Consider the following 13,771-nt stretch of genomic DNA (forward strand, 5'->3'; position numbering starts at 1 on the left):
TGTAAATTAGGCTGATATACTGCGCCAACTTTGAACTAATGAGAGTTGTGCGAGATGGAAATTCTATCGGCTGCAACCATGCTATTTTTAATCATGGACCCACTTGGCAATTTGCCGATCATGCTATCGATATTGAAGCATCTTGATCCGAAGCGCCGTCGAGTAGTCCTAATTCGTGAGCTTTTCTTTGCGCTGATTATTTTGATGCTGTTTCTCTTTGCTGGGAAAAGCATTATGGGCTTTTTGCACGTGCAACCCGAAACCTTGAGCATCTCTGGTGGTATTATTTTATTTATCATCTCAATTAAGATGATTTTCCCAAGCGCAGGCAGCATCACCGGTTTGGCTGCGGGTGAAGAGCCGTTTATCGTGCCGATGGCAATACCAATGATAGCAGGGCCTTCTGTTATCGCCGCGCTGCTTTTACTCTCGACTCAGCATCCCGATAAATTATTCGAGCTCTCTGGCGCGGTACTACTAGCATGGGGCGGAACCTTCCTCATTCTTATGTTCTATAACTTCTTCCATAAGGTATTAGGTGAGCGAGGGCTGAAAGCGGTAGAGCGGTTAATGGGGCTGCTGTTGGTAATGATTTCGACCCAAATGTTCCTCAATGGCGTGAAAAGCTATATGGGTATGTAGGAAAAAGAATACCGTTAAATTTACCAATGAAAAAAGCCGCACAACTGGCAAGCAGTGTGCGGCTTTTTCCTTTTTATAGCGAGGGGTTACATCATGTGTTTACGGCGAATATCGAGCAGTGAGAAGACTCCAAACACAAGAATTGACCATTTCTCCCAACGGCTCATGTTTATCTTGTCACCGAATGCGCCAATAAAAATCAGCATTTGCAGGCCATGCATGATGAATAAAAATGCCGTCATAATATAAAGCGCAATGGCCGCTTTCCCTGGAAATGGCATAAAAATATTAAGTAATAAAATAAACCAAACAAAAGCAATGGCCGCTTTTGCTAATACGAGTAACACTTTCATTCGGATGTCCTTTCAAAGAGTCGATAGCTCACTTGGCCTGCCGTTTTTTCACGGTGTAGGCACCAATTGTTTGGGATGCCATCAAGAGGAAGTTCTTTTTCAGTTTCAATATAGATCATTGCATCGTCTGCAAGCCAGCCGTTTTGCTCCAAAAGTGTTACGGTTTCATTCAGTAAACCTTGGCGAAATGGAGGGTCGATAAAGATGATATGTTGAGGTGTGCCAACTTGTTGCAGAAACGTCAGCGCATCGCTATTCACCACGTGCACGTTTGAGGCGTTGAGCGCAGCGATATTTTGCTGAATTTGTTTAAAAGCGGTCGGATTGAGCTCAATCAGTGTCACTGATTCCGCTTGTCTGGATGCAGCTTCAAACCCGAGTCCACCGGAGCCGGCAAATAAATCGAGACATTTTGCACCAGGAACTTCTTGTGCCAACCAATTAAATAGCGTCTCTTTGACGCGATCAGTCGTTGGGCGAAGTCCTTGGGCGTCATGAACTGGCAGTTTACGACCTCTCCATAAACCACTAATAATGCGAACAAAGCCGGTGGATGGCTTATTTTGTGATGAGTTTTGCTGGCGACGTCTTACCATAGATTTTTTGACCGCTAATAAAGTGATACTATGTCCAGTCTACCCACCAAAATGGGTGTTGGCATAGCCATTGAATTTCAATAATGACAAAGTTTACCAAGCTAATTGGAAAGTTTTCACTGCTTTGTCATTTTTCTTTTTCTTAAGAGAGATAATTCTTTAAGAAAAAGGTCGTAGTTAGTTTAGTAAATCTAGGATATCCCCAGATGACGGAAAAAAAGAAACGCGGATTACTCTCTTGGCTAGGTTTTGGTGAAGAAGAATCAAGCAAACCAACCACAGCAACAGAGCAAACTGAAGATCAATCTGTAGTTGAAGAAACAGTGGTTGAACATGCAGAAACAGCAGAAATTGAAGAAACAGTCGTTGCTGAGGTAATGCATGAGTCTGACACTGTTTTAGCAGAAGCAGAAGCAGAAGCAGAAGCAGAAGCAGAAGTTCGAGTTCAAGAGCAAGAAAAGCCAAGCGAAAGCTTTTTCGCTCGTTTAAAGCGCAGTTTAACTCGTACTAAAGCCAATATAGGCGCCGGTTTTTTTGGCCTTTTTAAAGGCAAAAAAATTGATGACGATCTTTTTGAAGAGCTAGAAGAGCAGTTATTGATCGCCGATGTGGGTATGGACACCACGCTTAAAATTATTAATAACCTAACAGAGAAAGCATCTCGCCAAGCATTAAAAGATGGTGAAGCACTGTATGGTTTACTCAAAGATGAAATGGCAGATATTCTGGCTAAAGTCGAGCAGCCGTTGGTGGTTGATAGCAGTAAAACGCCCTATGTCATTTTGATGGTAGGGGTAAATGGTGTCGGTAAAACGACGACCATCGGTAAGCTTGCCAAGCAATTTCAAGCACAAGGTAAGAAAGTCATGCTGGCTGCGGGAGACACTTTCCGCGCCGCTGCGGTAGAGCAGTTGCAAGTGTGGGGTGAGCGCAATAATGTTCCCGTCATCGCGCAGCATACTGGCGCAGATAGTGCGTCTGTTATTTATGATGCGATCGAGGCTGCTAAAGCGCGTGGTGTTGATGTTGTTATCGCTGATACCGCAGGTCGTTTGCAAAACAAGAGCAACCTAATGGAAGAGTTGCGTAAAATTGTGCGAGTAATGAAGAAAATTGATGATTCCGCTCCGCACGAAATTATGCTGACCTTAGATGCCGCGACTGGGCAGAACGCCATTAGCCAAGCCAAATTATTTAGTGAGGTGGCTCCGGTGACAGGCATTACTTTGACTAAACTTGATGGCACCGCAAAGGGTGGCGTTATTTTTGCCTTAGCGAACCAGTTTGAAATTCCTATTCGCTTCATTGGTGTTGGAGAAGGGATCGATGATCTGCGTCCATTCGAAACGCAGCAATTTATCGAGGCGCTATTTAGCCGCGAAGAATAAGATCGTTAAGGTGCTCCTTGAGCACCTCATTAACCAATAAGGCACTGGTAGGGGAATAGCGAGTGATTAGATTTCAACAAGTGAGCAAAGCGTATCGCGGCGGCCGTCAGGCACTGCAAAAAGTTGATTTTCACTTACGTCGTGGAGAAATGGCATTTTTAGGTGGTCATTCGGGCGCAGGGAAAAGTACTTTGCTGAAGCTAATTTGTGCTATCGAACGTCCAACCGATGGGCGGATAAGCTTTAACGGCCACGATATCACGCGCATTCCAAACCAAGATATTCCATTTTTACGCCGTAATATTGGGATCGTGTTTCAAGATCATCGTTTACTGATGGACAGAACTGTCTTTGATAATGTGGCGCTGCCAATGCGAATTGAATCGATCTCTGAAAGTGAGATTAAACGCCGCGTATCGGCTGCCTTAGATAAAACCGATTTACTTGACAAAGCACGTTGCTTGCCGAGTCAGCTTTCTGGCGGCGAGCAGCAACGCGTTGGTATCGCAAGAGCGGTCGTTAACCGCCCAACATTATTACTCGCTGACGAACCGACCGGAAACTTAGATCCCGAACTTTCTAATCGAGTGCTTAAACTGTTTGAAGAATTTAACCGTGCTGGTGTCTCTATTATTTTGGCAACACACGATATTAGCTTAGTGAATACACGTCCTCAATACCGTCATTTAGAGCTTAATCAAGGATTTTTAAGCGAGGTAGAAGACTATGGCAATTAAGCCAAACAATAAGAAGAATGCGAAAGTGCGTGAGCCAAAACGCGTGAAAACCGATAGTTTTTTCACGGTTCATTTTAAGCAAGCTAAAGCCTCATTTTCATCATTATGGCTACGACCACTCGGTAATATCCTTACCTTGGCTGTAATTTCAATGGCTTTGGCAATGCCAGCATGTATGTACCTATTAAGCAAAAATATTGCCTCTGTTGCGAGCAATGTAACCAGTCCTTCACAAATAAGTGTTTATCTACAAGAAAACACACCAGAAGCTCGGATCATGGTGTTGAAGGATGAGCTAGAAAGCTTAACGGACATCGCCAGTGTTGAGTATATTTCTTCGCAGCAAGGGCTGGCTGACCTTAGCCAATATGCTGGTTTTGAACAGGCAATAAGCTTATTGGATGATTACGCTTTACCTGGCGTATTGATCATTACCCCAGACGTTGAGCAGCAAGATCAAATCAAAGCCTTGGCGAAAAAAATACAGACAGAACAAGAAGTAACTGATGTGCGTTTAGATGAAGACTGGCTTGCAAGGTTAGACGCAATCCGTGCTTTAGCGACAGTGATTGTTGCCAGCTTATCGGTTTTGATGTTGGGGTCCGTGTTTTTGATTGTTGGTAATACACTGCGTTTTAATGTGCAGGCCAATAAAGACGAAATCCAAACCATGAAGCTGATTGGGGCCACTGATGGGTACATATTACGTCCCTATCTGTACTCGGGGATGTGGTTTGGTTTATTAGGGGCGTGTACTGCTTGGTTGTTAACCGCTTTCATTACGGTACTGCTGAACGGTGCGGTGGAAGATCTCGCCCTTCTTTATGACAGTCGTTTTCGTTTGATTGGGCTGAGTTGGGATGAATCTTTATTACTACTTATGCTTGGCACCTTCTTAGGTTGCATTGCTGCAAAAGTTTCAGCTAAGCGCCATTTAAAAGAAATTGAACCAGTTTAGGCTAAGGGGGTCAAAAAATGGTTAATAACTATGACGTGGCTATGCATAGCGGGCTTGTATAGACGATTTGTTTATGCATAATAGCTTCCCCCTGCTTGATTCTTGTTCATTTTGGGTTCAAGATTGGCGGGTTAAAACATCCATTACTCCAGATCAGATATTGATGAGGAATTGAATGACAAACCAAACGTATACAATGGCTCTCGTTTCACAAGATAGCTTAGACAGCTACATTCGTTCAGTGAACAGCTACCCAATGCTGACACAGGAAGAGGAGCAGTCACTCGCAGAGCGATTACATTACAAAGGTGAAATTGAAGCCGCGAAAGGATTGATCTTATCGCACCTTCGATTCGTCGTTCACGTTGCTCGTGGTTATTCTGGTTACGGTCTGCCAATGGCTGATCTTGTACAAGAAGGTAATATCGGTTTGATGAAAGCGGTGAAGCGTTTCAACCCTGAAGTCGGGGTGAGATTGGTTTCATTTGCTGTGCATTGGATCAAAGCCGAAATCCACGAATACGTGCTACGTAATTGGCGTATTGTGAAAATTGCCACAACGAAAGCGCAGCGTAAATTGTTCTTTAACCTACGCAAGTCTAAAAAACGCTTAGGTTGGTTCAATAACGGTGAAGTAGAAACTGTTGCTCGTGAGCTAGGGGTTGCTCCAGCTGAAGTGCGTGAAATGGAATCTCGCTTAGCCGCACAAGATCCGACATTTGAAATGTCGGCTGACGATGATGACTCAGGTGCTTCTTACAGTGCACCAATGCTTTATCTTGAAGATAAGCACTCGGATCTAGCTGAAAATGTTGAAGCGGCGAATTGGGAACACCACACCAATAATCGTTTAAGTTTAGCATTAGCAAGCTTAGACGAGCGGAGTCAACATATTGTACGTTCGCGTTGGTTAGATGATCAAAAAGCGACACTGCAAGAGTTGGCAGAAGAGTATGGCGTTTCAGCTGAGCGTATTCGTCAGCTTGAAAAGAACGCAATGAAGAAGTTGAAAGAGGCTGTTGGCGAATTCTAACTTCTTAACGCGATAAGAGTTATTTGAAGGCCGAGATCTTTATGATCTCGGTTTTTTTATGTCCGATCGAAAATAAGTGACACAATTTATCGTTATGAGTTGTGGATAACTCTGTGACAAAATTATTTGCGAGCTGTCATCAAGTCGTTTAAATCAAGGCTTGAACAGCGTTTTATGTTTGGGGATATGTATTACGTTACACACAGAAAAGTAAGGATCATCACTACATGTTGTGGATCAATTTTCACTTTGCTACTTTATCAACGTAATCCACAAGATTATCCACAAATGGCGATAAAGTGTTCAGTGGTGGATAACCTTATAAAGGCTGTGTACTTGATCAATATTGTATAGGTTACAATGAGTGTCTAAAAACAATGCGGATAGAAAGAGAAAGTGATGGATAAATTTCAACATATTGATGCTCATGGAGCACAAGCTTTAATTGAACAAAATAATGCAAAATTGGTGGATATTCGTGATACGCAGTCGTTTACAGTGGCACATGCCCAAAGTGCTTTCCACTTAACCAATGACACTATGGTGGCTTTCATGAACGATACTGAATTTGAACAGCCAGTTTTAGTGATGTGTTACCACGGTATTAGTAGCCAAGGAGCTGCGCAGTATCTGGTTAACCAAGGTTTTGAACAGGTGTATAGTGTTGATGGTGGATTTGAAGCTTGGCATCGCGCCAACTTACCAATAGTAACCAACTAGGACAATACAAATATATGTTAAGGCTGATCACTCTCAACAACCCCAGAATGGCGCAAGCTTTTATTGATTACATGGCATCTCGACGTATCGAGATCCAAATGATGCCAGAGGGGAGTGGTCAGTTTGTATTATGGCTGCTAGACGACCAATACCAAGTTGAAACGGAAGCTGAGCTGACACAATTTTTGCAAAATCCGAATAACAAAAAATACCAAGCTGCCTCTTGGGATGTCGCTGAAACCCGCAATAACCATTTTCAATACCGTTCCCTGAGCATGTTAGCTATGGTTAAAGCAAAAGCAGGCCCTTTAACTTTGGGTGTAATGAGTGTCTGCCTTGTGATTTTTACTCTTCAGCAGTTCGGGTTGGCTAATGAGGTTTTTTCCGCATTACATTTTCCTGCCGTTACTGGCCAGCAATGGCAAATTTGGCGTTGGTTTAGTCACGCGTTGCTTCATTTCTCAGTGCTGCACATTGTTTTTAACCTGTTATGGTGGTGGCAATTAGGTGGGGATATTGAAAAGAAATTGGGCTCTTTCAAACTAGGCCAGTTATTTTTACTATCAGCCGCCTTATCCGGTGCAGCTCAGTACTGGGTTGAAGGCGCCAATTTTGGTGGTTTATCGGGTGTGGTTTATGCGTTGGTTGGATATTTATGGATGCTCGATTGGAGAGCCCCTAATGTTGGTTTGCAAATGCCTAAGCCGCTCATCGGTTTTATGTTGGTGTGGTTAGTTCTTGGTTTTGTACAACCCTTCATGGCGATAGCCAACAGTGCTCACCTAGCAGGGTTAGTTGCTGGTGTTGTTTTGGGGCTTAATGACGCCTCTCGCTATCGCGCTCGTTAGTTGCTTTCAGCGGTGAGCAAAGTGGAAAAAATAAAGCGGCTGTTGCCGCTTTATTGGTAAATGTATTTAGTAAACAGTAAATCAGCAATAACGGTTCGTCCCGTTTCTGGTAGCAATACTGCATTTAATTGTTCTACCAGTGACTTTCTTAAGTCTTCACGTCCAGCAAGAGACTTGATGGTTTCTTCTGTCTGCTTACCAAGTAACTCGACTACGGCATCACGTATAAGAGGTTGATGCAGTTCAACGATGGGTAAATCTTTACTATTGGCCACCATGACATCGATACGAACTTGAATATAACCAAGTTTTTTCCCTTTGGTAAAAAAGTTCGTTGTCAGATCCGGTTCCAAGGTAAAGTAAGCGAGTTTAGGTACGCCTTCTTCTTCGGCCTTACTGGGTAGGGCACAAAGTAGGCTCATGGCGATAATTATTTGGGCTACATAACGTTTAAGCATATTTCTATCTTTTCTTTCTTCTGTTCACGATACTCGAATCGCTTTAGTCTTGTTACAATAGAGCATCTAATTGTAATCAAAATGCCTATCTCGTTGTTAGGAATATGCTGTGTCAGCTTCTTCCACCCAGTCATTTTTTTATGGATGGGTTTCTGATTTCTAACCTAATCAGTATTTCTGAGAGAGCGCGTTTTCTGTGGTTATTTTAACTCCAAAATGGATCTTTATTGTATGTTGATAAAGCCACTAATTGAATACTAGTATGAATCAATCAATTTCGCTCTATCTGTCTGCTTTACGTGAAGTAATTTGGCAGCAACCTGACGATTTTTGCTTCCCAGATCAGGTTTCTCAGTCTTGGCTTTTGGAGCAAGGCTCATTATCTCGTGTTTTAGAAAAGCATTGCCAGCAATTGGGTGTCGAGCTACTGCACAATAAAATAGTAAAAGCAGAACGTTTGCAACATGATGAAATTGCTTTGTTATCGAAAGAAGAATGCTTGTTACGCAAGGTGGTATTGTGTGGTGATAGCGAACCATGGGTAGTGGGTCGAACCTTGATTCCACAATCTTCCATGCTTGGTCAGCAATATGATTTAACTCGTCAAGGTAAAATTCCTCTTGGGCTGACGGTTTTTAGCGCTGAAAACGTTAAGCGTGATGCATTACAAGTCGGGTGGGCTAAAACGGCTGAGGGGCAATTTCTCGCGCGCCGTTCTCGATTATGGATGAACCACAAACCGATGTTAGTGGCGGAACTGTTTTTACCGTCTTGCCCTATTTACTCTAAGGAGAGAGTCTAATGACCTTAGTTAAGGCCCGTGCTTATTGGCAGTTAATGCGAATGGACCGTCCAATTGGTTCATTATTGCTGCTCTGGCCGACGTTGTGGGCATTGATTATTGCTGCGCAAGGAGTGCCGGATCTTCATGTGTTAGTGGTTTTTGTGCTGGGAGTTTTGTTGATGCGCTCGGCTGGATGCGTGATCAACGACTTTGCCGATCGTAAAGTGGATGGGCATGTCAAACGAACCAAACAGCGGCCACTACCCGCAGGGATCGTCAGCACTAAAGAGGCGATTATCCTATTTTTGGTACTAGGCGTGACCTCGTTTTTGCTAGTACTGACCATGAATCCGCTGACGATTCAGCTTTCATTTGCTGGGATAGTATTAGCGTTTGTGTACCCTTTTATGAAGCGTTATACCCATCTTCCACAGTTAGTTTTAGCCTTGGCATTTAGCTGGTCGATTCCCATGGCATGGGCAGCACAAGCGAATGAATTGCCGATGGTGATGTGGTTTGTTTTTATGATTAATGCGGTATGGACAGTGGCATACGACACACAGTACGCCATGGTTGACCGCGACGATGATATCAAAATTGGCATTAAATCAACGGCCATTTTGTTTGGTCGTTTTGATAAGATGATCATCGGTATTTTACAATTGCTAGTGTTAGTGATGATGATTGCATTGGGCTGGTATTATCACCTAGGGGCAAGTTTCTACTGGTGTGTACTTGCGGCGGCAGCGCTGTTTGTTTATCAGCAACGTTTAATCCGTCATCGTGATCGTGATTTATGTTTTGATGCATTTTTGAATAATAACCATGTTGGCATGGTATTAACCTTGGGTCTGCTAATCGCCTTTTGGTAGAGGTGTGATTTCCACAGGGTAGGTAAAACAAAGGCATCATCATGATGCCTTTGTGGTTTCTTGCCTTTAGTCGACTTGGCAGACGCTTTCTTGAATGGTTAAGCGAATTTCAGGATAGAGCATCGAATAGAGTAAGCGTGCAAGCTGTGTGGTCGGTTCGCGGTTACAGTTGCCATCAAGCTCTAAATAACCTTGTTCTTTTAGCGTGACAAACATTGCAGAGAAAACCCCTTTATCGAAGAACTCTGGTGCGTTGATGCCGTGTAAGCGACCAAGACGCTGAGCAATTTCTTGGCTTTTCTGCTCTAAATCTGATTTGCCTAAGTCTGGGTTTGCAACCAATAGGTTCAACGAAATCGCGTAGCGTTGCAGTGTTTCTGCAATGGTACGGCCTAGCAGCATCAAAACTTGAGTTTTTGCTTGGTTGATGGTGACCATACCGTCATCGTTTAGATTGACTAATTGTTGGCGTTGGAGCTCATCAATATAATCGCTGACCACATCGGCTAGTTGATCTTGTGTGTAACTTAAGAACAGCTCTTGTTTTAAGAATGGATAAACCAGTGCCACATTGGCTTTGATTTGATCCAATGACAAACTTTGTTGGCGAATCAACATTTGTGCAATCATTGATGGGATCGCAAACAGATGGATAATGTTATTGCGATAGTAGGTCATCAAAATTGACTGGTTGCGATCCAGCGAAATGATTTCGCCCATGGTGTCGGTTTCAATCACAAATTTATCGAGTGATTCTGCGTGTTTAACCAACTCTTCTGCGCTCGCTTTAGGTACGGTACAGGTTTCTGAATAGCGCACATTATTGAGTAGCGATAAATAGCAGTCGATCTGTTTGATTAAGTTATCACGCGAGAGAGCACTTTGCCGTGAAGCGAGCAGAGCGGTTGCACAGAGCGTTAGTGCATTCGCAGCGGCCGCATCATTAATGTGTGTCATCATTTTGGTCGCAAGTTGGTTGACTACCGGGTTCATCCATTGCGGTTTCGTTGAGCCCATAGGGTCTATATCTTGCGTCCATTCCGGCGCTTGCTCGTTCAAGTATTGATTGAGCTGAATTGGCTCACCAAAGTTGACATAACCTTGTCCGAAATTACGCAGTTTGCGAATAGTACGTAGAACAAGCCCGGCGTTCTCTTTTTCTTTACGTTTGCCACGTAGCTCTTTGGCATACGTACTGACTTCCATAACATGTTCATAGCCAATGTATACTGGCACCAGTGTGACTGGTCGGTTAAGGCCTCGCAACATTGCTTGAATTGTCATAGCAAGCATGCCAGTTTTCGCCGGTAATAAGCGCCCAGTACGCGAGCGACCACCTTCGCTGAAATATTCTACCGAGTAGCCTTTAGCAAATAACTCTGCCAAATATTCGCGGAAAATAGTTGAGTAGAGTTTATTGCCTTTAAAGCTACGGCGAATAAAGAATGCCCCGCCACGACGGAAAATAGGCCCTGCAGGAAAGAAATTGAGGTTAATACCGGCTGCAATATGCGGAGGCACCATGCCTTCATGGTATAGAACATAAGAAAGCAGTAGGTAATCCATATGACTACGGTGACAAGGAACGTATACGATTTCGTGTCCATCTTGTGCAAGGCGGCGAACGGTAGCAGCATTGTTAATGTTTAAGCCTTGATAAATGCGGTTCCACAACCAGCCTAAAATCCGATCGCCTTTTTTTACCAGTGAGTAAGAAAAATCAGCCGCAATCTCATCCATAATGTCATGCGCTTCTTTACGCGCTTTTTCGATAGAGATATTTTGTGCTTTGGCTTGATCTTCAATCGCTTTTTCAATCGCTTGTGATTTTATCAAGCGGTTAAATAATGCCTGGCGATTCGGTAAGTTTGGACCGGAAGCGGCTAGTTTTTGACGAGAAAAGTGAATGCGAGCCACTCGCGCCAATTTGTGCGCAATGGAGGCATCGGTACCGTGGGCATCTGCCATATAACGTATAGAAACTACTGGGCTGAAACGCACCATACAGTCGCGCCCGGCTAAGATGACGGCTTGCGCTTTTTGTAAGCCATTCATGGCTTGTAGGTAAGGCTTTTCTTGACCTTCCTTACCTGGCTTGCGTCCCCAAAGTACTGTCGCAGGGATCACTTGCACATCTAATTCTGTATCAAATTGATGCATTTCAAGCAGTTCAGAAAAGAGCGTAATCGAGTCACTTGGGATGTGTTGATCATTCTGTACTAATGTTGGACGTGCAGAAATAAAGACATAACGTTGAAAGCTTTTGCCGTTTAACTCAAGTGGTTGTAAAGGATCAGGCAGTCCGAGCTGTTTCGCGTGAGTTTGAAGTGTAAGTAAATCAACACTAGAGCGAAAAGGTAAGGCGTATACAATGGGCTTATTAACATCGATGCCGTGATCTTCAATTGGATTTGAAGGAATCGCCGTGCCTTTGACCAAAACTGATAATGGCAGTTTTAGTAATGAACGTGAGAATGATTGTCCAGAAGACATAAAGGTTCATAGCCTCAAGAATATTTCAATAAACCTAAACGCATTTCAATTTCCCAAGTAAAAACAATAAGAAACAAGAAAAATTGATATACGCCTAAGCAGCTAACTATTTTTGAACGGCAAGAATACCAGAAACTGGTCAAACCTTTTAATTTTTATTGATTAGTAAAACATCATTTCGCTCGATGTGGGATGAGCAGAACGGAAAAACACGGAGTCAACAACTTGCCCAATTTCTACAAATAGCTAAAAAATAAACACTTACTCTTCCATTTATCATATTACTGGATATACTCACAGTTAACTGTATAAACAGACAGGTGACTCATGAAGCCGTTAACGCCACGCCAACAACAAGTATTTGATCTTATCCGTAGCAAAATTGATGAGACAGGAATGCCACCAACCCGTGCCGAAATTGCACGAGAGCTTGGTTTTCGTTCTGCCAATGCAGCAGAAGAACATCTAAAAGCATTGGCTCGTAAGCAAGTCATTGAAATTATTCCCGGTGCATCACGCGGTATCCGCATTCTGCTTGAAGCGGCTAATGAAGAAACCGGTTTACCTTTAATTGGTCGAGTCGCTGCTGGTGAGCCGATTTTGGCCGAAGAGCACGTTGAAGCTCATTATCAAGTTGACCCTAGTATGTTTCGACCGCAAGCTGACTTTTTATTGCGCGTTCATGGTGAAAGTATGAAAGACATCGGCATTATGGATGGTGACTTGCTCGCAGTTCATAAAACGCAAGACGTGCGTAATGGTCAGGTGGTAGTCGCGCGTGTAGAAGATGATGTCACGGTGAAACGACTTGAGCGTAAAGGTTCAACGGTTTTACTGCATGCTGAAAACCAAGAGTTTTCACCGATTGAAGTTGATTTAAATGCGCAACAATTAACGATTGAAGGCATTGCAGTTGGAATCATTCGTAACACCGACTGGATGTAACCCAATCTTAATCGTATTGGATGTATTGAGATTAATTCTCAATAAATTGATTTTGCAATTGATATTCATTATCATCTTCTTTGCTGATATTCAAGGAAGATGATGATGCCACCTAAACCTTCGGCTTTAAAACGTTACCAGATACCTACCAATTTAGTTCAGCCATTATGGTTTCGTAGCCGTGAAAGCTTGGTTGATAATGGTTTGGTTTATGATCCCATTGCTGCAACGGCTTGTCAGCGCTGCCAGTTAGCACCTGAGTGCTTATCAGGTAATATTGACCAAAAACAGTTACTGCACGCTACGTTAACCCAATTATGTGACCAGCAGGTTCGAGCGTTTATTGAGCGTCACCCCGATGGGGTCATCATTAATGTTGGGGCGGGGTTAGATACGCGTTTTTATCGGGTCGACAATGGACGTTGTCAGTGGGTTGAGCTGGATATAACCGAAAATTTATTGTGGCGACAAAAACTGTTTCATCATAGTGAACGTTACCAACATGTGTGCGGTAGTGTTGATGATTTGCAATGGTTAGATACGTTAACCATTACGGATTCTGCACCAGTACTGATTGTATGCGAACATGCGTTATTAGATTGTAATGCACATCAGCTAACACGTTTCATTCGTGCATTAGGTTTGTATTTTTCTCATGCGAGTGCTTGTTTGATGTTAGCTGGCGATAAAACAGCCTCAGCTCTGGGACAAAGTATGGGTTCAGGCTACTATCAGCACGGTTTTCGTATACCGAGTGAGGCAATATTTAATTGTTTACCCTGGGCTGAATCAGTCAAAACATATTCTCCATTAGACAGTCATTGTGGACGTTGGAAATGGTGGCAACGTTGGTTGAGCAAAGTGATTGTCTCAAAACAACGTTTGACCCCTGTTTTGGTTCATATCCATTGGTAAATTGAGTAATACGGCTCTCCTTCCTGAGT

Annotated in this window: 15 protein-coding genes; 11 read left to right on the top strand and 4 right to left on the bottom strand. The window is 43.2% G+C overall.

Annotated features, from left to right (window positions below; all coding sequences use genetic code 11):
* Positions 1 to 54 precede the first annotated feature (54 nt).
* Complete coding sequence (locus EYW48_RS14570; RefSeq protein ID WP_168523752.1) at positions 55 to 642, top strand: YhgN family NAAT transporter; 588 nt, start codon at positions 55 to 57, stop codon at positions 640 to 642.
* A gap of 86 nt (positions 643 to 728) precedes the next feature.
* Here the strand turns inward: EYW48_RS14570 and EYW48_RS14575 are convergent, their stop codons facing one another.
* Together EYW48_RS14575 and rsmD are read right to left on the bottom strand one after the other, a co-directional pair.
* Positions 729 to 995, bottom strand: a complete 267-nt coding sequence (locus EYW48_RS14575; protein WP_168523750.1) for a DUF1145 domain-containing protein — start codon at positions 993 to 995, stop codon at positions 729 to 731.
* On the bottom strand, positions 992 to 1,591 hold the full coding sequence (gene rsmD, locus EYW48_RS14580; RefSeq protein ID WP_261918234.1) for a 16S rRNA (guanine(966)-N(2))-methyltransferase RsmD: 600 nt from the start codon (positions 1,589 to 1,591) through the stop codon (positions 992 to 994). The genes EYW48_RS14575 and rsmD overlap by 4 nt, the downstream gene beginning before the upstream one ends.
* Before the next feature lie 206 nt (positions 1,592 to 1,797).
* On the opposite strand from rsmD, the gene ftsY reads away from it, so the two are divergent.
* From ftsY to glpG, 6 genes are all read left to right on the top strand, one after another.
* Positions 1,798 to 2,979, top strand: a complete 1,182-nt coding sequence (ftsY, locus tag EYW48_RS14585; protein ID WP_171980613.1) for a signal recognition particle-docking protein FtsY — start codon at positions 1,798 to 1,800, stop codon at positions 2,977 to 2,979.
* 62 nt (positions 2,980 to 3,041) lie between these two features.
* Positions 3,042 to 3,716, top strand: a complete 675-nt coding sequence (gene ftsE / locus EYW48_RS14590; protein WP_053311430.1) for a cell division ATP-binding protein FtsE — start codon at positions 3,042 to 3,044, stop codon at positions 3,714 to 3,716.
* Positions 3,706 to 4,674: a permease-like cell division protein FtsX gene (gene ftsX, locus EYW48_RS14595; protein ID WP_277432592.1), complete on the top strand. Its 969-nt coding sequence runs from the start codon at positions 3,706 to 3,708 to the stop codon at positions 4,672 to 4,674. Before ftsE ends, ftsX begins: the two co-directional genes overlap by 11 nt.
* 175 nt (positions 4,675 to 4,849) lie before the next feature.
* The gene (gene rpoH / locus EYW48_RS14600; protein ID WP_261927376.1) at positions 4,850 to 5,707 is read left to right on the top strand and encodes an RNA polymerase sigma factor RpoH; all 858 of its coding nucleotides are present in this window, start codon (positions 4,850 to 4,852) and stop codon (positions 5,705 to 5,707) included.
* A gap of 399 nt (positions 5,708 to 6,106) precedes the next feature.
* The gene (glpE, locus tag EYW48_RS14605; protein WP_053311433.1) at positions 6,107 to 6,427 is read left to right on the top strand and encodes a thiosulfate sulfurtransferase GlpE; all 321 of its coding nucleotides are present in this window, start codon (positions 6,107 to 6,109) and stop codon (positions 6,425 to 6,427) included.
* Between the two features lie 14 nt (positions 6,428 to 6,441).
* Positions 6,442 to 7,275 carry a rhomboid family intramembrane serine protease GlpG gene (gene glpG / locus EYW48_RS14610; RefSeq protein ID WP_176313381.1) on the top strand — a complete coding sequence of 278 codons (834 nt, stop codon included), beginning with the start codon at positions 6,442 to 6,444 and terminating at the stop codon, positions 7,273 to 7,275.
* A 50-nt stretch (positions 7,276 to 7,325) separates the two neighbouring features.
* Here the strand turns inward: glpG and EYW48_RS14615 are convergent, their stop codons facing one another.
* The gene (locus EYW48_RS14615) at positions 7,326 to 7,733 is read right to left on the bottom strand and encodes a flagellar basal body-associated protein FliL (RefSeq protein WP_053311435.1); all 408 of its coding nucleotides are present in this window, start codon (positions 7,731 to 7,733) and stop codon (positions 7,326 to 7,328) included.
* Positions 7,734 to 7,983: 250 nt separating this feature from the next.
* On the opposite strand from EYW48_RS14615, the gene EYW48_RS14620 reads away from it, so the two are divergent.
* The gene (locus EYW48_RS14620; protein WP_171375477.1) at positions 7,984 to 8,535 is read left to right on the top strand and encodes a chorismate lyase; all 552 of its coding nucleotides are present in this window, start codon (positions 7,984 to 7,986) and stop codon (positions 8,533 to 8,535) included.
* Positions 8,535 to 9,389: a 4-hydroxybenzoate octaprenyltransferase gene (gene ubiA, locus EYW48_RS14625; protein WP_277432593.1), complete on the top strand. Its 855-nt coding sequence runs from the start codon at positions 8,535 to 8,537 to the stop codon at positions 9,387 to 9,389. The genes EYW48_RS14620 and ubiA overlap by 1 nt, the downstream gene beginning before the upstream one ends.
* A gap of 66 nt (positions 9,390 to 9,455) precedes the next feature.
* Here the strand turns inward: ubiA and plsB are convergent, their stop codons facing one another.
* Complete coding sequence (gene plsB, locus EYW48_RS14630) at positions 9,456 to 11,882, bottom strand: glycerol-3-phosphate 1-O-acyltransferase PlsB (protein WP_277432594.1); 2,427 nt, start codon at positions 11,880 to 11,882, stop codon at positions 9,456 to 9,458.
* 327 nt (positions 11,883 to 12,209) lie between these two features.
* Between plsB and lexA the strand changes: the two genes are divergently transcribed.
* Both lexA and EYW48_RS14640 read left to right on the top strand, forming a co-directional pair.
* Positions 12,210 to 12,827 carry a transcriptional repressor LexA gene (gene lexA, locus EYW48_RS14635; protein WP_171980620.1) on the top strand — a complete coding sequence of 206 codons (618 nt, stop codon included), beginning with the start codon at positions 12,210 to 12,212 and terminating at the stop codon, positions 12,825 to 12,827.
* 99 nt (positions 12,828 to 12,926) lie between these two features.
* The gene (locus EYW48_RS14640; protein WP_277432595.1) at positions 12,927 to 13,742 is read left to right on the top strand and encodes a class I SAM-dependent methyltransferase; all 816 of its coding nucleotides are present in this window, start codon (positions 12,927 to 12,929) and stop codon (positions 13,740 to 13,742) included.
* Positions 13,743 to 13,771: the final 29 nt, after the last annotated feature.

Origin of the sequence: Vibrio sp. 1180_3, assembly GCF_029478545.1 — a bacterium.
Taxonomy (GTDB): Bacteria; Pseudomonadota; Gammaproteobacteria; order Enterobacterales; family Vibrionaceae; genus Vibrio; species Vibrio aestuarianus.